This window comes from Streptomyces similanensis, from assembly GCF_039543625.1.
Taxonomy (GTDB): Bacteria; Actinomycetota; Actinomycetes; order Streptomycetales; family Streptomycetaceae; genus Streptomyces; species Streptomyces similanensis.
Genome location: NZ_BAABKC010000075.1, coordinates 1 through 20,294, shown reverse-complemented (window position 1 = coordinate 20,294; position 20,294 = coordinate 1). Strand labels below are relative to the sequence as shown.

Genomic DNA, 20,294 nt, shown 5'->3' with positions numbered 1-20,294 from the left:
GCATGGGCTGGACACCACGGGTCCGTCCCCTTGACCGACTCTCAAGTCGTAGGTGAGGTGGGGGCAGGGTTCAGACCGGCCTGGGGCTGGCCGCCGTCCACGGGAATGTGGGCGCCGTTCACGGCGCCGGAGGCAGCCGAGAGGAGAAAGGCGATGACCCGGGCAACCTCCTCGGCGTGCAGGAGGCGGCCGCTCGGGTTGCGCTCCGCGTAGGCGGCGTAAGCCTCAGGGTCCCGCAGGCGGAGCCGGTCCCAGCTCTTGCCCGGCAGCAGGATGGAACCGGGACTGACGGTGTTGACCCGCACCCGCTGAGGGGCCAGCTCCTGGCACAGCGCTCCGGCCAGATAGATCTCGGCGGCCTTGGCGGCACCGTACTGAGCGGGGAACCTTGCCTTCCAGCCCGAGATGGAGGAGACCAGGACGACGGAACTGCCCGCCCGGAGGTGGGGCAGTCCGGCGCGCAGGGCCCGCACCGCATGGCCGCCGTTGAGTTCCCATGTCGTCTGCCAGTCCTCACGTGTGGAGTCGAGCAGCCCGGCTCCGCGCTTGCCGCCGACGTTGGCCACGATCCCGTCGAGCCCGGCGAACGCGTGTCCCGCCTCGTCGGTGAAATCCTCCAGTTCGTTCGGTGCCAGGACGTCCACCGGCGCGGTGAACACCCGTGCCCCGTACGTCTGCTCCAGTTCGGCCGCCGCGCGCTCCAGCTGCGCGGTGTCGCGGCCGCAGATGGCCACGGACGCGCCTTCCGCCGCGAGGAGTCGCGCGGTCGCGAATCCGAGGCCGCGGCTGCCTCCGGTCACCACGAACTTGCGTCCCCGAAGCCCGTACGCGACAGCGGGCTCTGTGCTCTCTTCCATGCCCTCACCTTGTCATCCGGTGCCGCGAAGCCGTCACCTGACCAGTTTCCGGATGACGATGCCCACGATGAGCGTGGTGAACAGCAGACCCGCGGAAGTGAAGGTGACGGCGAGCGCGGTCCACTGTGCGGTTTTGAGTTCCGACGGCAGACCTGTGCCGACGTTCAGCCACAGGGCGAACGCGAGATCCAGGGACTTGGCCGCGGCCGTCATGTTCGTCACGCTTTGGCCAGTGTTCCGTAACGGACCCGCCAGTTGCAGACCGACAGCCGTGAGGAGGATGCCCGCCACCAGCACACGAGCGGGGTTGCGTGCGCGCACACCCCAGCCGAGGACACCGCCCAGCACGCCCCGGGAAACGCTGCGCCGGAGCGGCGGCAGCATCCCTGCCTCGCGTTGCCGGGTGAGGTAGTAGAGCTGATCCACTTCACGGTTCCTGTTCCGCTTGGCCAGGGCCGAGCGGACCGCTTCCAGCGCCGTGCCCGTCACCTCGGTGAAGGAGCGCTCCACGAAGGACACGACCTGTCCTCCGTCGCGGAACACCTGACCGGCGAGTTCCATGTCGCCCACGCTTGAGGCCGCGTCGAGGCTGTACCGCAGGCCACCGCCGGGCAGCCCCAGGGTGTCGGTCACCGAGGAGCCACGGAGACTGATGACGGTGGGTTGCGCGGACGCCGCCGTCAGCCGCGTCACCGTACTGTTGTCCAGCGACAGACGGGCCGTCGCTTCGGGGCGGGCCCGGTCGCTCTCGCACACCTTGAGATCGCGTACCTCCAGGGGGCCGCGTACGGTGCTGTCGGTGATCGTGCTGGAGTCGCCTGCCGGAATCACCAGTCCGTTGACGCGTACGGTTTCGCTGCAGCGCAGTTCCGTGGCTCTCAGTGGCTGATCCAGGCGCACCCGCTGGAGGTTCAGTTCCTTGGCCTCCACGTCGCGAAGGTCGAGACCGGACAGCCAGAGATCGTCCAAGGTGATGTCCTCGCGGACCCGCAGGGCCCGGGCGTCCACCCGCGGCCGGCCCAACCGCCCCGCTGTCACCTGGCTCCTCACCGCCAGCGCCGACAGTCGGGCGTGCACGATGCGCACGTCACCGCGCAGGGTGTTGAGCTGAGCCAGCTCTTCGACGCGGACGCGTTCCAGCCGGGTGTCACCGCAGGAGTGCACCGCGAGGGAGACGAGGGAGGTGTCGGTGACGATCACCTCACATCCGACCGGGGCATTGCGAACGGTCAACCGCCCCACTCTGCAGTTCGCCACCAGGACGGCGTCAGCCTCCACGTGGTCGATGACCAGTTCGTCGATGCGGCAGGACCGGATGGTCAGGGTGCCGTCGACGCTGACGTGTTCCAGGGTGACACTGTCGGCGGAGACGGAGTCCAGCAACAGGTCCGCCTCCACCCCTTCCTGACGTAGGTGGACACTCCGGTCGGCGACGGTTCGCTGCCGGCCGATCCTCGCCAGTTCCTCCAGTGTGCGAACGGCTCCCACAGGCATCCCCCTGCTGCTTGCGGTGGCGGCTTGCGTCTGGACAGCGGGGCCCCGACCAAGCCCTGACAGGCGTCATCGGCTTGGGTGCCGGAAGCGTCACGGGGCGCTGTCCAGGACGGCCCGCACCTCTCCGGGAGGGCGGGCAGACGTCTGAACGTCCAACACGGCGACGATCTTCTTGGCCGCCGTCTCGGGCTCCACCGCGTCCGTGCGCACCACCACGTCGAAGAGGTCGCGCAGGTCGGAGTCGAGGAGGTCCCGCGCCGTCTCGTCCCACGCTGTCAGCCGCTTCGCGGTGTCGCGATCCCCTCGCCGTCGGGAGCGGGCCTCGCACACGTCCTTGGGCACCCACAGCAGTACGCGCAGCCACTGCGTGGTCGTGGCGGCCAGCAGGGCACGGAGGTCGGCCACGTTGCCCATGTGCACCACCGGCACCAGGCCACGTCTCTGGGGGGCTTCGACGGAGTCGCGGTCGACGGCGTAGACGTTGCCGTACCGCCGTGTCTCGACCAGGAGGCGCCCCTGCTCGCGCAGTTCGCTCAGTTCGTCCTCGGTGACGAATCGGTAGCCGGTGGAGCGACCCGTGCCCTGCTTGAGCTTGGTGAGCAATCGGAACCGCGGGTCGGCGGCGGACAAGGCGGCGGTGAGGGTGTCCTTGCCTGCGGTGGGCGGACCGTAGAGGACGACGGCGGTCACGGCCTCTGCACCAGTCCGTGGGCGACGGTTTCCACCTGTTCGGCCAACGGGCGCGAGGCGGTGATGCGGTTGTCGATCAGGTGGTGCGGAGTCACCGGGCGCAGATCCAGGTCGATGCCGCCGGCGTACGTCGCCCAGTGTGCGAGCTTCCACGTGTCACGTGAGGCGTTGCGGGAGATCAAGCGCTCCCGCATGGACTCCGCGTCGCTGTCCACCCAGAGCGTCTCGAATCGGGCTCCCAGTCGGCGACACCGCCTCATCGCCCGGCCGGTCCACTGACTGTCGGCGGCCTCGGACAGGAAGGGCGCCACCAGGACCACGGAGATGCCGCACTCGAGGTTCTCCCAGGCCGCCTTCATCAAGCACTCGTACTCCAGCGGCCTGGCGTGATCCAGATAGGTGGGGCTGTGCCGGTCGTCCGGATCGCTGCCCATGGCCTGAAGCAACCGCTCGGTCAGGGGCCGGCTGATCGTGTCCTTGTCGAGCATCGCCCAGCCCGTCGCCGCGGACAGCAGCTTGCCGGCTTCCGACTTACCCGACCCCGCGTAACCCGCGACCAGAGCAAGGGTGAGCGAGCTGCCTTGGCTCGTGGGTGCCACTCGGCCCTCCGTGAGTGTCGTAGGCGCACATTCTAGGAGGTGGGCAGGTTCACCAAGAGGTGAATAATTCTTCACAGCAGAGGAGTTGGCTGGATTCGCCCCATGAATGGCGGATGACCGACTGACAGAGGAAGCGTGGTGATCGTCGAGGCAGTCCGCGCGTTCCGGACGCCGAGACCCGCTCACGACCCTCGGCGCACGGAGTCATGCATCGCCTACGGCCCGAGAGAGACCGTGGCACGCATTTCCTCGCCGTCAGATGAGAGGGACAGCCGTAGGAACGTAGAATAGTGGGGTTTGTCCGCCCCTTCTTCTCCTTTCCTTGTTCGGAGTGTTGCCATGTACAGCGCCCATGATCCGTACGTCCGTGTGCGGGGGGCTCGGGAGCATAATCTGCGGGGGGTGGATGTCGACATTCCGCGGGATGCGCTGGTGGTGTTCACCGGGGTGTCGGGGTCGGGGAAGTCGTCGTTGGCGTTCGGGACGGTGTACGCGGAGGCGCAGCGGAGGTATTTCGAGTCGGTGGCGCCGTACGCTCGGCGGCTGATTCATCAGGTGGCGGCACCGAAGGTCGGGGAGATCAGCGGGCTGCCGCCGGCCGTGTCGCTGGAGCAGCGGCGGGCCGCGCCGACCTCGCGGTCGTCGGTCGGGACGGTGACCAATCTGTCCAACTCGCTGCGGATGCTGTTCTCGCGGGCCGGGACGTATCCGCCGGGGGCGGAGCGGCTGGACTCGGACGCCTTTTCGCCGAACACCGCCGCCGGGGCCTGTCCGGAGTGCCACGGGCTGGGGCGGGTGCACCGCACGAGTGAGGAACTGCTCGTTCCCGACCCGTCGCTGTCGATCCGCGAGGGGGCGATCGCCGCGTGGCCGGGGGCCTGGCAGGGCAAGAACCTGCGGGACGTCCTGGAGGCGCTCGGTCATGACGTCGACCGGCCCTGGCGCGAGCTGCCCGCCGAGCAGCGCGAGTGGATGCTGTTCACGGACGAGCAGCCGGTGGTGACCGTGCACCCGGTACGGGACGCCGACCGGATTCAACGGCCTTACCAGGGGACGTACATGAGCGCGCGGCGGTACGTCATGAAGACGTTCGCCGATTCGAAGAGTCCGGCGCTCCGGGCGAGGGCCGAGCGGTTCCTCGCCTCGGCGCCCTGCCCGGTGTGCGGCGGCGGCAGGCTGCGGCCCGAGGCGCTGGCCGTGACCTTCGCGGGGCGCACCATCGCCGAGCTGGCGGCGCTGCCGCTGTCCGAGCTGGCCGGGATCCCGCACGGCGGCTCCGAGGCCGCCCGGGTGCTCACCGACGACCTCACGTCCCGTGTCGCGCCCGTCGTGGAGCTGGGCCTCGGCTATCTCAGTCTGGACCGGGCCGCGCCCACCCTGTCGTCGGGCGAGCTGCAACGGCTGCGGCTCGCCACGCAGTTGCGCTCCGGGCTGTTCGGGGTGGTGTACGTGCTGGACGAGCCGTCGGCGGGGCTGCATCCGGCGGACACCGAGGCCCTGCTGACCATGTTGCGGCGGCTGAAGGCGGCCGGGAACTCGGTGTTCACGGTGGAGCACGACCTCGACGTCGTGCGGGGCGCCGACTGGGTGGTGGACGTGGGGCCGCGGGCCGGGGAGCACGGCGGGCGGGTGCTGCACAGCGGGCCGGTCGCCGACCTCGCCGGGGTCGCGGAGTCGGCCACCGGACGGTTCCTGTTCGGGCGTACCGCCGGTTCTCCGCGGCAAGTGCGTGACGGACACGGCGCGTTGAAGGTCGGGCCGGTGAGCCGGCACAACCTGCGCGGGGTGACGGCCGAGTTCCCGCTCGGCGCGTTCACCGCGGTCACCGGGGTGTCCGGGTCGGGGAAGTCCACGCTCATCGGGGAGATCGGCGAGGATCTGCCGGGGGTCGGGCGGCTGGTGCGCGTCGACCAGCGGCCGATCGGGCGCACCCCGCGCTCCAACCTGGCCACCTACACCGGTCTGTTCGACACCGTGCGGAAGGTGTTCGCCGCCACCGACGAGGCCCGCGCCCGCGGGTACGGCGTCGGGCGGTTCTCGTTCAACGTGTCCGGCGGGCGGTGCGAGACCTGCCACGGCGAGGGGTTCGTGAGCGTGGAGCTGCTGTTCCTGCCGAGCACGTACGCGCCGTGCCCGGACTGCGGCGGCGCCCGCTACAACCCCGAGACGCTGGAGGTGACGTACCGGGGGCGGAGCATCGCGCAGGTGCTGGATCTGACGGTGGAGGCGGCGGCGGAGTTCTTCGCCGACCACCCGGCCGTCTCCCGCAGCCTGGGCACGCTCCAGGACGTGGGGCTCGGCTATCTGCGGCTCGGGCAGCCCGCGACCGAGCTGTCCGGCGGCGAGGCGCAGCGGATCAAGCTCGCGAGCGAGTTGCAGCGCGGGCGGCGCGGACACACGCTGTATCTGCTCGACGAGCCGACGACCGGGCTGCATCCCGCCGATGTCGAGGTGCTGATGCGGCAGTTGCACGGGCTGGTCGACGGCGGGCACACCGTGATCGTGGTCGAGCACGACATGGCCGTCGTCGCGGGCGCCGACCATGTGATCGATCTGGGGCCGGGCGGCGGTGACGCGGGCGGGCGGATCGTGGCGGCGGGGACTCCGGCGGAGGTGGCGCGCGCGGAGAGGAGCGTGACGGCGCCCTATCTGGCGCGGGCGCTGGACGGCACACCCGACAATCCCGGCACGCCTGGCACGCCCGGCGGATCGCGCTGACCCGGCGGAGCCGGCTGCGGCTCCGGGCGGTCCGGTGTGATGGGATCGGCGGGTGGAGAGTGAGAGCGTCCAGGGAGTCGGCGGCGGCGCGCCGTATGTCCGGTCGAGGGCCGAGCGTGATCTCGGCGCGTGCGTCGAGGTGCTCGCGCGGGTGCACGAGGACAGCGGCTATCCGGTGAACTGGCCCGAGCGGCCCGCCGACTGGCTGGCGCAGCCGGGGGCGCTCGGGGCCTGGGTCGCGGAGCTGGACGGCCGGATCATCGGTCATGTCGTGCTGTGCCGCGCCGGCGCCGGGGACGTGGCGCCCGGGTTGTGGAGCGCCCGTGCCGGGCGGGGCGCCGACGCGACCGCCGTGGTCGGGCGGCTGTTCGTCGCTCCCTCGGCGCGGGGGCGCGGGGCCGGGGCGTCGCTCATGGCGCGCGCCGTGGCGCACGCCCGCGCGCACGGCCTGCATCCCGTGCTCGACGTGGCCGCCACGGACACGGCCGCGGTGGCCCTGTACGAGCGGCTCGGCTGGCGGTCACTGGGGACGGTGCCGCAGCGGTGGGGCGAGCAGGAGGTCGCCGTCCGGTGCTTCGCCGCGGGCGGCGACGCCCCGCTCGGCTGACGGTACGGTCACCGGGCCCGCGGGCGTGGCGGGCGACGGCCGTGCGGGTGGCCCCGCTTGCCCCACAGCCGCTGCCCGCCTCACCGCCGCTGCCGTCCCCACCGCCGCTGCCCGCCTCACCGCCGCTGCCGTCCCCACCGCCTCTGTCTGTCTCACCGTCCCCGCCGAGTTCACCGGCTCCGGCGGCCTCACCCGTACCGGTGGCGCCTCCGGCGCCGGGTGTGTCCGCTCCCCCGGCGCCGTACCCGGGCCGTCGCCGTCGTCGGGGTCGGCCGCGCGGGCCAGGGCGCGGCGGTCGGGGTGGGCGCCCGGCGGCACGGCGGGTCGCACCTCGACCTCGGCGGTCAGGCCGCGGGCCGTGACCACCCGCCACACGGAGGCGAGCAGGGTGTCGTCCCCGACGAAGGCCGGCGCGGTGCTGGCACCTCCGCCGGGGCCGCCGTAGCGGACGCGGACCGGCTGGACCGGTACCCGGGCGTCCAGCGCGGCCTGGAACACGGCCCGGTGGAAGCGGCCCCGGGCCCTGCCGCACCAGGTGCTGCCCTCGGGGAACGCCACGACCGCGCGGCCGCCGCGCAGCGCCTCGGCGATCCGCGCGACGGTGTCCGGCAGGGCGCGCAGCCGGTCCCGTTCGATGAACAGGACGCCGCCGCGCGTCGCGAGCGCGCCGGCCACCGGCCAGCCGCGGATCTCCGCCTTGGCGAGCATCCTGGCCGGGCGCACCGCCGCCAGCAGGGGGATGTCGAGCCAGGAGACGTGGTGGGCGACCAGCAGGAGGCCGCCGGTGGGCGCGGCGGCGCCGGTGACGCGGACGCGGACTCCCGCCGCGCGCACGATCGCCCGGCACCACCTCCGGGTCCAGCCGTCCGGGACGCGCCGGCCGAGCGGCGACAGGGCCACTCCGGCCAGCAGCAGCGTCAGGACCGCGGCGAGCCGCAGTACGGCGCGTGGCAGGGCCGCCGCCGAGCCCGCCGCCTGCACGCACGCCCCCGGGGTGCAGGGGGCGCTGGGCAGCCAGGCGCTCATCAGGCCGGGACGAGGGAGAGGAAGTGCCGCAGGTAGCGCGGGTTGACCCGGCGCATCGACAGCAGCACGTACAGGTCGGCGACGCCGAAGTCGGGGTCGTGCGCGGGTTCGCCGCACACCTGGGCGCCCAGGCGGAGGTAGCCGCGCAGCAGGGCGGGCAGTTCGGTGCGGGCCGCCGGCGCGGCCGAGGCGGCGGACTCGGGGCGCGGCAGCCACGGCAGCAGCGGGCGTACGCGGTGCTCCGGCGGCGCCAGGTGTTTGGCGCTGACCCGGTTCCAGGTGGCGGTGGCGAGCGCGCCGCCGTCGGCGAGGGGTATGGAGCAGCAGCCGGCGAGCCATTCGTGGCCGCCGTCGACCATGTAGCGGGCCAGGCCGGCCCAGATCAGGCCGATCACCGTGCCGTCGCGGTGGTCGGGGTGCACGCAGGAGCGGCCGACCTCGACCAGGCCCGGGCGGATGGCGTCGAGGCGGGTGAGGTCGAACTCGCTCTCGGCATAGAGGCGTCCGGCGACGGCGGCCCGTTCGGGCGGCAGCAGGCGGTAGGTGCCGACGACCTGTCCGGTGTGGGTGTCGCGCACCAGCAGGTGGTCGCAGTACGCGTCGAAGGCGTCGATGTCGTGGCCGGGCAGCGGGGTGGTGAGGAGGGCGCCCATCTCGCCGGCGAAGACGTCGTGGCGCAGCCGCTGCGCGGCCCGTACGTCGGCCTCGTCCCGGGCCAGGCCGACGGTGTAGCGGGTGGGTTCCGTGGGCTGCGGGGGGCTGGCGAGTACGGTGCTGCCGCCGGTCATGGGTGCCTCCTGGTCGCGGTCCGGGTGCGGGGACGGTAGGGGACGGCGGACCGGCGGTGCGGTCCGTCGTCCCTGTTCTCCCGATGCCGGCTGTCCTTCGCGTGACCGTGGCCAAGAGGGCGGGTGTGCGGTTGTTGAATGCCCGGGGTGCTTGGCGGGACCGGGGATGAGCACCACTCCCGGTCCCGCCCGTCCGCACCCTGTCGGCGAACGTTCGTCGGCGGCGGCGCCTACCTCTTGGCCACCTTGCGGGTGGCGCGCAGCCACTCCTTGTTCATGGCGGTGATGGAGACCAGCGGGATGCCCTTGGGGCAGGCGGTGGCGCACTCGCCGGCGAGGGTGCAGCCGCCGAAGCCCTCCTCGTCCATCTGGGCCACCATGTCCAGGACGCGGGTCTCGCGCTCGGGCGCGCCCTGCGGCAGGACGCCCAGGTGGTTGACCTTGGCGGAGGTGAAGAGCATCGCGGCGCCGTTGGGGCAGGCGGCGACGCAGGCGCCGCAGCCGATGCACTCGGCGTGCTCGAAGGCGAAGTCGGCGTCGGGCTTGGGCACGGGTGTGGCGTGCGCCTCGGGCGCGGCCCCGGTGGGGGCGGTGATGTAGCCGCCGGCCTGGATGATGCGGTCGAAGGCGGAGCGGTCGACCACCAGGTCCTTGACCACCGGGAAGGCGGCGGCGCGCCAGGGTTCGATGTCGATGGTGTCGCCGTCCTGGAAGGACCGCATGTGCAGCTGGCAGGCGGTGGTGCGCTCGGGGCCGTGCGCGTCGCCGTTGATGACGAGGCTGCACGCGCCGCAGATGCCCTCGCGGCAGTCGTGGTCGAAGGCGACGGGGTCCTCGCCGGCCAGGATGAGGTGTTCGTTGAGGACGTCCAGCATCTCCAGGAAGGACATGTCGGGCGAGATGTCGTCCACCTCGTAGGTGGACATGGCTCCGTCGGCGCCGGCGTTCTTCTGCCGCCATAGGCGCAGGGTGAGCTTCATGCGTAGCTCCGCTGGGTGGGGTGGACGTACTCGAAGACCAGGTCTTCCTTGTGCAGGACGGGAGCCTCGCCGGTGCCGGTGAACTCCCAGGCGGCGGCGTAGCCGAACTCCTCGTCCCGGCGGGCCGCCTCGCCGTCGGGGGTCTGGGACTCCTCGCGGAAGTGGCCGCCGCAGGACTCGGCGCGGTGCAGGGCGTCGAGGCACATCAGCTCGGCCAGTTCCAGGTAGTCGACGACGCGGTTGGCCTTCTCCAGCGACTGGTTGAACTCCTCGCCGGTGCCGGGGACCTTGATGCGCCGCCAGAACTCGTCCCGGATCCGCGGGATGCGCTCCAGGGCCTCGCGCAGTCCGGCGTCCGTGCGGGCCATGCCGCACAACTCCCACATGAGTTCGCCCAGTTCGCGGTGGAAGGAGTCGGGGGTGCGGTCGCCGTCGACGGCCAGCAGCAGGTTGAGGCGGTCCTCGGTCTCGGCCAGGATCTCCTGGACGGCCGGGTGGTCGTCGGTGACGGGGTCCTGGTGCGGGTGGCGGGCCAGGTAGTCGTTGATGGTGGCCGGCAGGACGAAGTAGCCGTCGGCCAGGCCCTGCATCAGCGCGGAGGCGCCGAGGCGGTTGGCGCCGTGGTCGGAGAAGTTGGCCTCGCCGATCGCGAACAGGCCGGGGACGGTGGTCTGGAGGTCGTAGTCGACCCACAGGCCGCCCATCGTGTAGTGCACGGCGGGGTAGATCCGCATCGGCACCCGGTACGGGTCCTCGTCGGTGATCCGCTGGTACATGTCGAAGAGGTTGCCGTACTTGGCCTCGACGGCCTTGCGGCCCATCCGCTCGATGGCGTCGGCGAAGTCCAGGTAGACGCCCTGGCCGCCGGGGCCCACTCCCCTGCCCTCGTCGCACACGTTCTTCGCGGCGCGGGAGGCGATGTCGCGCGGGACCAGGTTGCCGAAGGAGGGGTAGACGCGCTCCAGGTAGTAGTCGCGCTCGTCCTCGGGGATCTCGTTCGGCGCCCGGGTGTCGCCCTTGGCCTTGGGCACCCAGATGCGGCCGTCGTTGCGCAGCGACTCGCTCATCAGCGTCAGCTTGGACTGGTGCTCGCCGGTGCGCGGGATGCAGGTGGGGTGGATCTGGGTGAAGCAGGGGTTGGCGAAGTAGGCGCCGCGCCGGTGCGCCCGCCAGACGGCGGTCGCGTTGGAGTTCATGGCGTTGGTCGACAGGTAGAAGACGTTGCCGTAGCCGCCGGAGGCGAGGACGACCGCGTCCGCGACATACGTGTCGATCTTCCCGGTGATCAGGTCGCGGGCCACGATGCCGCGGGCCCGGCCGTCGACGACGACCAGGTCGAGCATCTCGGTGCGCGGGTGCAGCTCGATGTTGCCGGCGGCGACCTGCCGCGACAGCGCCTGGTAGGCGCCGAGCAACAGCTGCTGGCCGGTCTGGCCGCGGGCGTAGAAGGTGCGGGAGACCTGGACGCCGCCGAAGGAGCGGGTGTCGAGGAGGCCGCCGTACTCGCGGGCGAACGGCACGCCCTGCGCCACGCACTGGTCGATGATCTCGACGGAGATCTGGGCGAGCCGGTGCACGTTGGACTCGCGGGAGCGGAAGTCGCCGCCCTTGACGGTGTCGTAGAACAGGCGGTGCACCGAGTCGCCGTCGTTGCGGTAGTTCTTGGCCGCGTTGATGCCGCCCTGGGCGGCGATGGAGTGGGCGCGGCGCGGGGAGTCCTGGTAGCAGAACTGGACGACGCGGTAGCCCTGTTCGGCGAGGGTGGCGCCGGCCGAGCCGCCCGCGAGGCCGGTGCCGACGACGATCACCGTCTGCTTGCGCCGGTTGGCGGGGTTGACCAGCTTGGCCTCGAAGCGGCGCTTGTCCCAGCGCTCGGCGACGGGGCCGGTGGGGGCCTTGGTGTCGGTGACCGGGTCGCCGGTCGGGTATGCGGCGTAGGAGGTCATGTCAGCTCACCACTCCGGTCATGACGCCCACCGGTACGGCGATGAAGCCGGCCGTGAGCAGCAGTGCGAGAACGTTGGCGGCGGTCTTCAGGGCGCGGTCGCGGGCGCGGCTGCCGACGCCGAGGGTCTGGGCGGCGCTCCAGAAGCCGTGCCGGATGTGCAGGCCGAGCGCCAGCATGGCGACGATGTAGATCACGTCGCCGTACCAGGTGGAGAAGGTGTCCACGACGTTCTGGTACGGGTGGCCCGCCTGGAAGCCGCCGGAGTGCACGGTGCCGGTGGTCAGGTCGAGCAGGTGCCAGACGATGAACAGGCCGAGGATGATCCCGCCCCAGCGCATGGTGCGGGTCGCGTAGCTCGCCCGGGGCCGCTGGTGCACGTACTTGCTCGGGCGCGCCCGGATGTCGCGGCGGCTGAGCTGGTACGCGCAGACGGCGTGCGCCACCACCGCGACGACGAGGACGACCCTGATCAGCCAGAGCGTCCACTCGTAGTGCATGAACGGCTCGCCCACGGTGCGCAGCCAGTGGGCGTAGTGGTTGAACTCGGTCGGCCCGAAGAAGATCTTCAGGTTGCCGATCATGTGGGCGACCAGGTAGAGCAGCATGATCAGGCCGCTGACCGCCATCACGGTCTTCTTGCCGACGGTCGAGTCCCACACGGTACGCGCCATGGACGGCCGTCGGTCCGTCCGCGTTGCCAGAGCCATGGGAATGACGCTAGGGCCGAAGGACCCGATCGGTCCAAGACATGGTCCGCCTCGTTTCGATAGGGGCGGACTATCATGGCTGGGTGCAGTTCCAGCAGCTCCAGTACTTCGTGGCGGTGGCCGAGACCCGGCACTTCACCCGGGCCGCGGAGTTGGTCCATGTGGCCCAGCCGTCGCTGTCCCAGCAGATCAAGGCGCTGGAGCGGGAGCTGGGCGCGGATCTCTTCCTGCGGGCGCGGGGCAACATCGCGCTGACCGACGCCGGGGAGGCGCTGCTGCCGCTGGCCCGGCGCATCCTCGCCGACGCGGACACCGCCCGGCACGAGGTGCAGGAGCTGGCGCAGCTGCGGCGCGGGCGGGTGCGGCTGGGGGCGACGCCGAGCGTGTGCACCGGGCTGCTGCCGGATGTGCTGCGCGCCTTCCACGACCGCTATCCCGGCGTGCACCTGCTGGTGGAGGAGAGCGGCTCGCACGACCTCGTACGGCATCTGGCGCGCGGGGCGCTCGATCTCGCCCTGGTGGTGCTGCCGCTGCCGACGCCGTCGCCCGCGCTGACCACGGTGGAGCTGCTGCGGGAGGACTTGGTGGTGGTGTCCTCGCCGGAGGCGCCGGCGCCCGGTGGGGCGGGGCGGCGGACGGTGCGGATCGCCGATCTGGAGGGGGAGCGGCTGGTGATGTTCCGGCACGGGTACGACCTGCGGGAGCTGACGGTCGCGGCGTGCCGGGCGGAGGGGTTCGAGCCGGAGTTCGCGGTGGAGGGCGGGGAGATGGACGCGGTGCTGGGGTTCGTGCGGGCGGGGCTGGGGGTCGCGGTGGTGCCGCGGATGGTCGCTGCGCGGGCGGGGCGGGGGGTGCGGGTCACGGCGTTGGCTCGGCCCGGGTTGTTCCGGACCATCGCGTTGGCGCATCGCAGTGACGTGGCGCCGCCTCGGGCAGCTCGGGAGTTGCAGCGGATGTTGTTGGAGCGGTGAGGGGAGCTTTGGGGGGCGTTTCGTTCTCGGGTGCGGGTCGGGTGGGGCTGGGCGCGCAGTTCCCCGCGCCCCTAGGGGTGGACCGCTGCGTGGTCGGGCGCGGGAGCGTTGGGGTTGAGCGCGCAGTTCCCCGCGCCCCTTAGGGGTGGATCGGTACGTGGTCGGGTGCGGGTTCGTGGGGGTTGAGCGCGCAGTTCCCCGCGCCCCTGAGAGGGCCCCTTCGGGGCCTCTCCAGGGAATCTTCGGGGTCAGCCTGTTGCGTCTGCCAGGGCCAGGTGGTGGAGGCGGTCCGGGGGGCCCGGGCGGGCGTAGTACCAGCCCTGGGCCGTGTCGCAGCCCAGTATGCGCAGCTGCTCGGCCTGGGCGCCGGTCTCCACGCCCTCGACGGTGACCGCGAGGTCCAGGCTGTGCGCCAGGGCCACGATGCCCTCGACGATCTTGAGGTCGACCGGGTCGGCCGGGAACTGCTGCATGCTCCGGGTGAAGGAACGGTCCAGCTTGAGCACGCTCACCGGCAGCCGGCGCAGATTGGCCAGGTTGGAGTAGCCGGTGCCGAAGTCGTCCAGGGCGATGTCCACGCCCATCTCGGCCAGCCGGTGCAGCGGCTTGAGCACGTCGTCGTCCGCGCCGATCAGCGCCGACTCGGTCACCTCCAGGCACAGCGCGTCGGGCGCCACCCCCGTGCGCTCCAGGATGTCCACGGTGTCCTGGACCAGGCCGGGGTGCTGGAGCTGGCAGGGCGAGAGGTTGACGTTGATGCGCAGCGAACCCTCCGCGCCGTCGCCGTACAGGTCGCGCCACTTGCCGGCCTGGCGGACCGACTGCTCCATCACCCAGCGGCCCAGCGGCACGATCAGCCCGGTGTGCTCGGCGAGCGGGATGAACCGGTCGGGACCGAGCACCCCGTGCTGCGGGTGCAGCCAGCGCACCAGCGCCTCCGCGCCGCGCACGCTGCCGTCGCCGAGGCGCACCAGCGGCTGGTACTCGATGAAGAACTCGCCCCGGTCCAGCGCGGCGGGCAGCGCCGTGGTCAGTCCGTGCCGGGTGATGGCGCGGGCGTCGGCCTCCGGGTCGGCCAGCTCGAAGCGGTTGCCGCCGGCCGACTTGGCCCGGTACATGGTGATGTCGGCGCTGCGCAGCACCTCCGCCGCGCTGCGCTCCCCCACCGGGCCCTCCACGACGCCGATGCTGCCGCGCACGGTCAGCTCCCGGCCGTCGATGCGGATCGGCGCGACGAGCGCGTTCATGATGCGGGCCGCGAGTTCGTCGACCTCGCGCCGGCTGTCGGGGCCGGTGGTCAGCGCCACGAACTCGTCGCCGCCGAGGCGGGCCACCATCTCCCCCGGCGCGGTCGCGCACGACTGGAGCCGGTCGGCGACCTCGACCAGCAGCCGGTCGCCGGCCGCGTGCCCGAGGCTGTCGTTGATGGTCTTGAAGCCGTCGAGGTCGAGGTAGCACAGGCCGAAGCGGCGGCCCTCGCCGGAGTTCAGCGTCTTCTCCAGCCGCTCGAAGAACAGGGTGCGGTTGGGCAGCCCGGTGAGCGCGTCGTGGGTGGCCTCGTAGCGCAGCCGCAGATTGAGCAGCCGCCGCTCGGTCGTGTCCTCCATCAGGGCCAGCTGGTACTGCGGGTTGCCGTCGGGGTCGCGGAGCAGGGAGACGGTCAGGTTGGTCCACAGGACCGTGCCGTCGGGCCGGTAGAAGGCCTTCTCCACGTGGTAGTGCTCGCGCTCGCCGCGCACCAGCTCCTCGTACAGCCGCCAGATCTGCGGCGCGTCCTCGGCGTGCGTCCACTCCTGTACGTTGCGGCCGCGCACGTTCTGCTCGGAGCCGCCGAACATGCGCAGCAGCGCGCCGTTGACCTGGAGGATGTTGCCCTCCAGATCGGCCATGCCGATGCCTATGGCGGCGCCCTCGAACACCGCCCGGAAGCGGGCCTCGCTGGCGTGCAGCGCCTGGGCGACCACGCCCTGGGCGCGCAGCGCGGCCTGGGCGATGGCCTCCTGCTCGGCCAGGGTGCGCTCGCGCAGCGCCCGGGCGAACCCGGCGGCCATCGCGTGCTGGAGCCGGGAGGAGCGGGCGCGCAGGTCCTCCCGGTCGCCGTCCTCGCCGCAGTAGAGCACCAGGTAGGCGTCGACGCAGTCCAGGGAGCGGCTGAGCGCCTCGGGCGCGGTGCAGTGGGCGCCGATCAGCGCGGCGCCGACCGCCTCGCCCTCGGCCGCGTCGAAGGCTCTGGCCCGCAGCGCGTGGCTCAACCGCCGGGCGAGCGGCAGGAGTCGTTCCTCGAACTCCGGGCGGGTCAGCGAGGTGGAGGTGACCGGGAAGACCGCCCGGCTCCAGATCGTCGTGAGCCGGCGCAGTCTGTCCTCCGGCCCGTCCGGCTGCGCGCTCACGCCGTACGTCCCACGCCGGCGAAACCGGAGAAGGCGTAAGGATCCTCGTCCTCCGGCGCCGTCTCGGGCCGCCAGAGCGGCATCGGCACCAGTCCGGGCTCCACCATGTCGTACCCCTCGAAGAACCGCGCGATCCGGTCGCGCGAGCGCATGATCAGCGGGTTGCGGATGTCCTTGTACACGTCGACCGCGCCCTCGCTGCGCTCCGGCGGCAGCGGGATCCCCTCGTAGGAGGCGTGCGTGAGGACGAGCAGGCTGCCGGGCGCGAGCGCGTCGCGCAGCTCGGCGACCGCGGCGTACGGGTCGTCCGTGTCTTCCACGAAGTGAAGTATGGCAACGAGAAGCAGTGCCACTGGCCGATTCAGGTCGATCAGGGCGCGCAGTTGGGGGCTTTCGAGTATGTCCCGGGGCTTGCGCAGGTCGGCCGCGACCACGTCGGTGTCGTCGTCGCCGGCCAGGACGGCCTGGCTGTGGGTGACGGCCACCGGGTCGTGGTCGACGTAGACGACGCGGCTGCCGGGACGGGCCGCCCGGGCGACCTCGTGGACGTTGCCGAAGGTGGGAATGCCGGAGCCGATGTCCAGGAACTGGGTGATGCCCTCGTCCACCGCGAAGCGCACGGCCCGCCGCGTGAACGCCCGGTTCGCCTGCATGATCTTGGGCAGTCCCGGCAGGAACTCCATGGCCTTGCGGGCCGCTTCCCGGTCCACCTCGAAGTTGTGCGAACCGCCCAGGTAGTAGTCGTAGATGCGGGCGACGCTCGGCACCGAGATGTCGATGCTCCGCGGCGCCCAGGCGGGACGCTCCATCTTCTCTCCACAACGTAGGCGATCCGGTGTTCGAGCTGAGGCTACTGATCGCCTGCCAAAGGGGCGAGCCGAAACGGAAATTGACCATCCGTTCCCGGTCACCACCTGCGTGCTCGCGCCCGTCCGGTCCGGCATCACAGCGGATTGCCGCCGATGTGCGGGCATGGTGCGGCACGCGCCGGTACGTCGCCGAACATGGCGAACCGCCCCCTCCGTGCGGTGCGGAGGGGGCGGTCCGGTCCTTGGCGTGCCGTCGTGCTCGTCCGGTGCTCAGGCGTCCCCGGCGGTCCTGCCCCGGCCGTGCCGGGGGCGGGCGGCCGGTTGCGGGGAGGCGCTCACTTCTTCGGCGCGCCGACCGGCTTGCCGTCCGGGGAGACGGCGTACCACGTGCCGCCGATGCCCTGGCCGTTGGTGTCGCCGGGGATCTTGTCGCCGGAGTAGGTGTAGACGGGCCAGCAGTTGACGGTCATCTGCTTGACTCCGTCGGGCCGGGTGAAGCCCATCAGGCCCTTCTTGCGCACGCCCTTGGTGGCGTCCGCGGGCACGGGCGCCACGGCCGGCCACTTCTCCAGGCAGGCGCCGGTGCAGGCGGAGACCGACGTGGGCCAGGCCTGGTCCTTGAGGAAGCGGTAGACGGTCATGCCGTTCTTGTCGACGACGATGTCGCCGAGTTCGGTCTTCTTGACCGACAGGCCCGGCAGGCTCGCCAGCGTGGCCTTCTTGCCGTCGGGGGCCAGCGCGTACCACTTGCCGCCCACGCCCTGGCCGCTGATCTCGCCGGCCTCGGTGTCCTTGGCGTAGCGGTACGCGGGCCAGCCGCCGATCGTCAGCTGCTTGCTCCCGTCGGCGCGGATGACCTCGCCCAGCATCGCCTTGTCGACGCCGGCGCCGGCGGTGGCGTCGGCGGCGGGGACCGGCGGCCAAGCGGTGGCGCAGTCGCCGTCGCAGTGGGACCTGGGCGGCTCGGCGGTGTCCTCGTCGAAGCGGTACAGGGTCATGCCGGAGCTGTCCGTCAGCACCCTGCCCAGCTCGGCGCTGTCGGTCACGGCGAGCCGCCCGGCCGACTTGGCGGCGGAGCCCTGCTGCCCGTCGGCGCCGTACCCGTTGCCCGCGCCGGTCCCGCCGCCGGTCCCGGCGCCCACGCCCGCGCCGCCCAGACCGTCGGCCGCGGCCGTCGCGCCCACGTTCTGGCTGCCCGCCGCGGGGGCGCCGTCCTGACCGCACGCCGTCGTCAGCGCCAGAACGGCCGCGGCCGTCGCCACGAGTGAGGCGCTCCGCCAGGAGGTCTTCATCGTCAACTCCCCATGATCACAACGGTGTTGCGACACCCTGCTGCGCCGCCGCACGGCACTGGGTACGGACCGCGGGGGTGGTCGCGTTCAACGGCGGCGGGAATTTCCCCGGCACAGAGCGTGGCGTGTTTCGGCCGACTCGGCCGAGCCCGGGCCACGGGGGGCCCGCATACGCCGGGGACGGGGCGTACGCGTGTACGGTTCGGCGGCGGACGCACGCTCCTCCGGACAAACCCCCGGCCGCCGCATTTCCCCAGTTCGGAGCAATCCTCGGACAGCGTGGCGTACCCCGCGTCCGCAGCGCCCATGATCTCGCTCGTGCATCGACCGAATCCGACCCGATCCGCCCGGGCGCTGCGGGCGTTGGCGCCGGTGGCCCTGGCCTGGGCCTGCGTGGGCGTGCCGGCGGCGCCGGCCTTGGCCGACGCCTGCGCCTACGCCGTCACGGGCCCGGACGAGACGGTGGCGGTGGCGGCGGCCGGCGGCGGCCTGTGGCCGTCCTTCCCGCCGTGCCCGAAGCCCACCCCGTCGTCCCCGCCGCCCAGCCCCACGCCGACACCCACCCCCACTCCCACACCGACCCCTTCGCCTTCTCCCTCGCCCTCGCCCACCGAGCCCCGGCCCACTCCCCGGCCCACACCGCGGCCGACGCCCTCGCCGACGCCGTCACCGACGCCGAAGCCCACCGCGAGGCCCGAGCCGCGGCCCGCGCGCCCGGCCCCCGCGGCGGCGCGGCCCCGGCGGACACCGCCCCCGTCGCCGAAGCCCTCGCCGACGCCGACCCCCAGGCCCCGCCCCTCGGCGCAGCCGGTGACGTACCCGCGGTACCACGCCCGGCCGCACCGTTCGACGCCGCGGCGCGCGCCGTCGCCGCTCACCTACGTCCTGCTCATCGCGGTGCCCGCGCTGGCCGCCGTGGCCGCGCTCCGCCCGCGCTGACCCTCTGGAGGAATCCGTTGTCGGAATGGCTTGTTCTGCTCCTTGCGATGCTGGCCGCCTGCGCCGTGGTGGTCGTCATCACCCTCCTGCGGCACCGCACGGCGGCCGAGGACGACGATCCCAGCGAGACCCCGGACGTCATCGAGTACATGACGATGTGGATCGGCGTGGTGTACGCCATCGTCCTGGGCCTGGCCATCGCCGGGGTCTGGGAGGCGCGCGTCGCGGCCCAGGACCACGTCCAGGCCGAGGCCCTGGCGCTGCACGAGATCTCCGAACGGGTCCGGGTCTACCCGCCCGACGTGCGCGACGGCATCCGCTCCGACGTCGACGCCTACGTCCAGCACGTCGTGAAGACCGAGTGGAAGACGATGGCCGAGCACGGCCGGGTCACCGCGCAGGGCGACCAGTTGCTGGAGAAGGTCCGCGCAGACGTCACCGACTACCGGCCGAAGTCGGACTTCGAGGCGCAGGCCTACCAGCCGCTGGTGGACCAGGTGACCGCGGCCGACCAGGCCCGCGCCGCGCGCGCCGACTCCACCGGGGCGACGATGCCGGGCGTGGTGTGGTTCGGGCTGATCGCGGGCGCCGTCGTCACCGTCGGCATGGTCTTCGTACTGCAGATCCGGCGCACGACGCGCGAGCTGGTCCTCGCCGGGCTGTTCTCCGCGCTGATCGCCTTCCTGCTCTTCCTGATCTGGGACTTCGACGCGCCCTACAGCCGGGGCGTCGGGACGTCGGCGAGCGCCTTCCTCGACCTCTTCCCGCACCTCACGGGGTGACCCGGCTGACGCCCCCTCACCGGCGCGGTCGGCACGGCTCCTGACAGCGCCTCATGCCGGCCGCTCCCCCGCCCGCGGGAGCGCCGTCCCCTGTGCGGGGCACACCGTTGCCCCGTTCGCCCGAGAGCGATCGCGCCGCGGCGCACATGTTCCTAGCGTTTCGATCATCGAGGCGCATTTCCGGCGTCCGCGGAAAAGGTCCGCGGCTGCTCCTCGGGGACCGGAGGAACCATCATGCGCGTAATAGGCGTCGTTTCGGCCGCGGTGCTGGGCGTCTGCGCCCTCACCGTCGCCGCGCCCGCCGCCGTGGCGAGCGGCGGTGACGGCCGCTCCTACGGCGGCGACAGCCGCTCCGAGGACGGCGGCGGCCGGTCGGGCGGCGGTGGCGGCGGCGGCGGCGACAGCTCCTGGGGCGGTGGCGGCGGTGGCGGCGGCCGCTCCGAGGAGGGCGGCGACGGCGGCGGTGGCGGTTACGGCGGCGGCGGTGGCGGCGGCAAGCCGGAGCACTTCCAGCACGGGGTCCGTGCGGGCGAGGGCGGCACCATCGCCGGCTTCGACCTGAAGGAGATCGGGCTGGGCACCGCGCTGATCGGCGGCTCGGTGGGCGCGGCGTACTGCCTCTCGCGCCGCCGCACCGGCGAGGAGGGCACCGCCTGACCGCGTTCACCGCCTCGGCACACGGCTTTCGCCCCGGACC

At 72.5% G+C, this 20,294-nt stretch carries 17 protein-coding genes and 1 pseudogene; 5 read left to right on the top strand and 13 right to left on the bottom strand.

Going from position 1 to position 20,294, the window contains the following annotated elements; all coding sequences use genetic code 11:
- Nucleotides 1-41 precede the first annotated feature (41 nt).
- The 4 genes from ABEB07_RS24645 to ABEB07_RS24630 form a co-directional block, all read right to left on the bottom strand.
- Nucleotides 42-857: an SDR family NAD(P)-dependent oxidoreductase gene (locus ABEB07_RS24645; RefSeq protein ID WP_345670343.1), complete on the bottom strand. Its 816-nt coding sequence runs from the start codon at nt 855-857 to the stop codon at nt 42-44.
- 33 nt (nt 858-890) lie between these two features.
- Nucleotides 891-2,255, bottom strand: coding sequence for a hypothetical protein (locus tag ABEB07_RS24640; RefSeq protein WP_345670342.1), 1,365 nt, complete (start codon nt 2,253-2,255; stop codon nt 891-893).
- 186 nt (nt 2,256-2,441) lie between these two features.
- Nucleotides 2,442-3,041 carry a nucleoside/nucleotide kinase family protein gene (locus ABEB07_RS24635; RefSeq protein WP_345670341.1) on the bottom strand — a complete coding sequence of 200 codons (600 nt, stop codon included), beginning with the start codon at nt 3,039-3,041 and terminating at the stop codon, nt 2,442-2,444.
- Nucleotides 3,038-3,640 carry an AAA family ATPase gene (locus ABEB07_RS24630; RefSeq protein ID WP_345670340.1) on the bottom strand — a complete coding sequence of 201 codons (603 nt, stop codon included), beginning with the start codon at nt 3,638-3,640 and terminating at the stop codon, nt 3,038-3,040. Before ABEB07_RS24630 ends, ABEB07_RS24635 begins: the two co-directional genes overlap by 4 nt.
- A 339-nt stretch (nt 3,641-3,979) precedes the next feature.
- Here ABEB07_RS24630 and ABEB07_RS24625 point away from each other — a divergent pair, with 339 nt between their 5' ends.
- Nucleotides 3,980-6,358, top strand: coding sequence for an excinuclease ABC subunit UvrA (locus ABEB07_RS24625; RefSeq protein WP_345670339.1), 2,379 nt, complete (start codon nt 3,980-3,982; stop codon nt 6,356-6,358).
- A gap of 52 nt (nt 6,359-6,410) precedes the next feature.
- Nucleotides 6,411-6,965, top strand: a complete 555-nt coding sequence (locus ABEB07_RS24620; RefSeq protein WP_345670338.1) for a GNAT family N-acetyltransferase — start codon at nt 6,411-6,413, stop codon at nt 6,963-6,965.
- Between the two features lie 246 nt (nt 6,966-7,211).
- Here the strand turns inward: ABEB07_RS24620 and ABEB07_RS24615 are convergent.
- From ABEB07_RS24615 to ABEB07_RS24595, 5 genes and pseudogenes are all read right to left on the bottom strand, one after another.
- Nucleotides 7,212-7,991, bottom strand: a pseudogene (locus ABEB07_RS24615) (lysophospholipid acyltransferase family protein); the annotation flags it as partial.
- Complete coding sequence (locus ABEB07_RS24610) at nt 7,991-8,779, bottom strand: GNAT family N-acetyltransferase (protein ID WP_345670337.1); 789 nt, start codon at nt 8,777-8,779, stop codon at nt 7,991-7,993. The gene ABEB07_RS24610 and the pseudogene ABEB07_RS24615, both read right to left, overlap by 1 nt.
- Nucleotides 8,780-9,009: 230 nt before the next feature.
- The gene (locus tag ABEB07_RS24605) at nt 9,010-9,759 is read right to left on the bottom strand and encodes a succinate dehydrogenase/fumarate reductase iron-sulfur subunit (RefSeq protein WP_345670336.1); all 750 of its coding nucleotides are present in this window, start codon (nt 9,757-9,759) and stop codon (nt 9,010-9,012) included.
- Entirely contained in the window at nt 9,756-11,705 is a 1,950-nt protein-coding gene (locus ABEB07_RS24600) for a fumarate reductase/succinate dehydrogenase flavoprotein subunit (RefSeq protein ID WP_345670335.1), read from the bottom strand. Before ABEB07_RS24600 ends, ABEB07_RS24605 begins: the two co-directional genes overlap by 4 nt.
- 1 nt (nt 11,706) lies before the next feature.
- Complete coding sequence (locus tag ABEB07_RS24595) at nt 11,707-12,378, bottom strand: succinate dehydrogenase (RefSeq protein ID WP_176152224.1); 672 nt, start codon at nt 12,376-12,378, stop codon at nt 11,707-11,709.
- A 119-nt stretch (nt 12,379-12,497) separates the two neighbouring features.
- On the opposite strand from ABEB07_RS24595, the gene ABEB07_RS24590 reads away from it, so the two are divergent.
- Nucleotides 12,498-13,385, top strand: a complete 888-nt coding sequence (locus ABEB07_RS24590; RefSeq protein ID WP_176151401.1) for a LysR family transcriptional regulator — start codon at nt 12,498-12,500, stop codon at nt 13,383-13,385.
- Between the two features lie 248 nt (nt 13,386-13,633).
- Here the strand turns inward: ABEB07_RS24590 and ABEB07_RS24585 are convergent, their stop codons facing one another.
- The 4 genes from ABEB07_RS24585 to ABEB07_RS24570 all read right to left on the bottom strand — a co-directional run bounded on the left by ABEB07_RS24585 (nt 13,634) and on the right by ABEB07_RS24570 (nt 18,754).
- Nucleotides 13,634-15,775, bottom strand: coding sequence for a putative bifunctional diguanylate cyclase/phosphodiesterase (locus ABEB07_RS24585; RefSeq protein WP_176151400.1), 2,142 nt, complete (start codon nt 15,773-15,775; stop codon nt 13,634-13,636).
- Complete coding sequence (locus tag ABEB07_RS24580) at nt 15,772-16,584, bottom strand: SAM-dependent methyltransferase (RefSeq protein WP_176151399.1); 813 nt, start codon at nt 16,582-16,584, stop codon at nt 15,772-15,774. The genes ABEB07_RS24585 and ABEB07_RS24580 overlap by 4 nt, the downstream gene beginning before the upstream one ends.
- Nucleotides 16,585-16,919: 335 nt before the next feature.
- Entirely contained in the window at nt 16,920-17,876 is a 957-nt protein-coding gene (locus ABEB07_RS24575) for an SCO0930 family lipoprotein (RefSeq protein WP_345670360.1), read from the bottom strand.
- A gap of 434 nt (nt 17,877-18,310) precedes the next feature.
- A complete protein-coding gene (locus tag ABEB07_RS24570; protein WP_345670334.1) occupies nt 18,311-18,754 on the bottom strand; it encodes a hypothetical protein in 444 nt (147 codons plus the stop codon).
- Nucleotides 18,755-18,832: 78 nt separating this feature from the next.
- Here ABEB07_RS24570 and ABEB07_RS24565 point away from each other — a divergent pair, with 78 nt between their 5' ends.
- Nucleotides 18,833-19,597, top strand: a complete 765-nt coding sequence (locus tag ABEB07_RS24565) for a bestrophin-like domain (protein WP_176151397.1) — start codon at nt 18,833-18,835, stop codon at nt 19,595-19,597.
- Nucleotides 19,598-19,831: 234 nt separating this feature from the next.
- Nucleotides 19,832-20,254 carry a hypothetical protein gene (locus tag ABEB07_RS24560; RefSeq protein WP_345670333.1) on the top strand — a complete coding sequence of 141 codons (423 nt, stop codon included), beginning with the start codon at nt 19,832-19,834 and terminating at the stop codon, nt 20,252-20,254.
- The last annotated feature ends 40 nt before the right edge of the window (nt 20,255-20,294 follow it).

Bases quoted from the DNA above. Each gene is read 5' to 3' on its own strand.
- ABEB07_RS24645 (WP_345670343.1), bottom strand. From the start codon at position 857: ATGGAAGAGAGCACAGAGCCCGCTGTCGCGTACGGGCTTCGGGGACGC.
- ABEB07_RS24625 (WP_345670339.1), top strand. From the start codon at position 3,980: ATGTACAGCGCCCATGATCCGTACGTCCGTGTGCGGGGGGCTCGGGAG.
- ABEB07_RS24595 (WP_176152224.1), bottom strand. From the start codon at position 12,378: ATGGCGCGTACCGTGTGGGACTCGACCGTCGGCAAGAAGACCGTGATG.
- ABEB07_RS24580 (WP_176151399.1), bottom strand. From the start codon at position 16,584: ATGGAGCGTCCCGCCTGGGCGCCGCGGAGCATCGACATCTCGGTGCCG.
- ABEB07_RS24600 (WP_345670335.1), bottom strand. From the start codon at position 11,705: ATGACCTCCTACGCCGCATACCCGACCGGCGACCCGGTCACCGACACC.
- ABEB07_RS24560 (WP_345670333.1), top strand. From the start codon at position 19,832: ATGCGCGTAATAGGCGTCGTTTCGGCCGCGGTGCTGGGCGTCTGCGCC.
- ABEB07_RS24575 (WP_345670360.1), bottom strand. From the start codon at position 17,876: ATGAAGACCTCCTGGCGGAGCGCCTCACTCGTGGCGACGGCCGCGGCC.
- ABEB07_RS24610 (WP_345670337.1), bottom strand. From the start codon at position 8,779: ATGACCGGCGGCAGCACCGTACTCGCCAGCCCCCCGCAGCCCACGGAA.
- ABEB07_RS24605 (WP_345670336.1), bottom strand. From the start codon at position 9,759: ATGAAGCTCACCCTGCGCCTATGGCGGCAGAAGAACGCCGGCGCCGAC.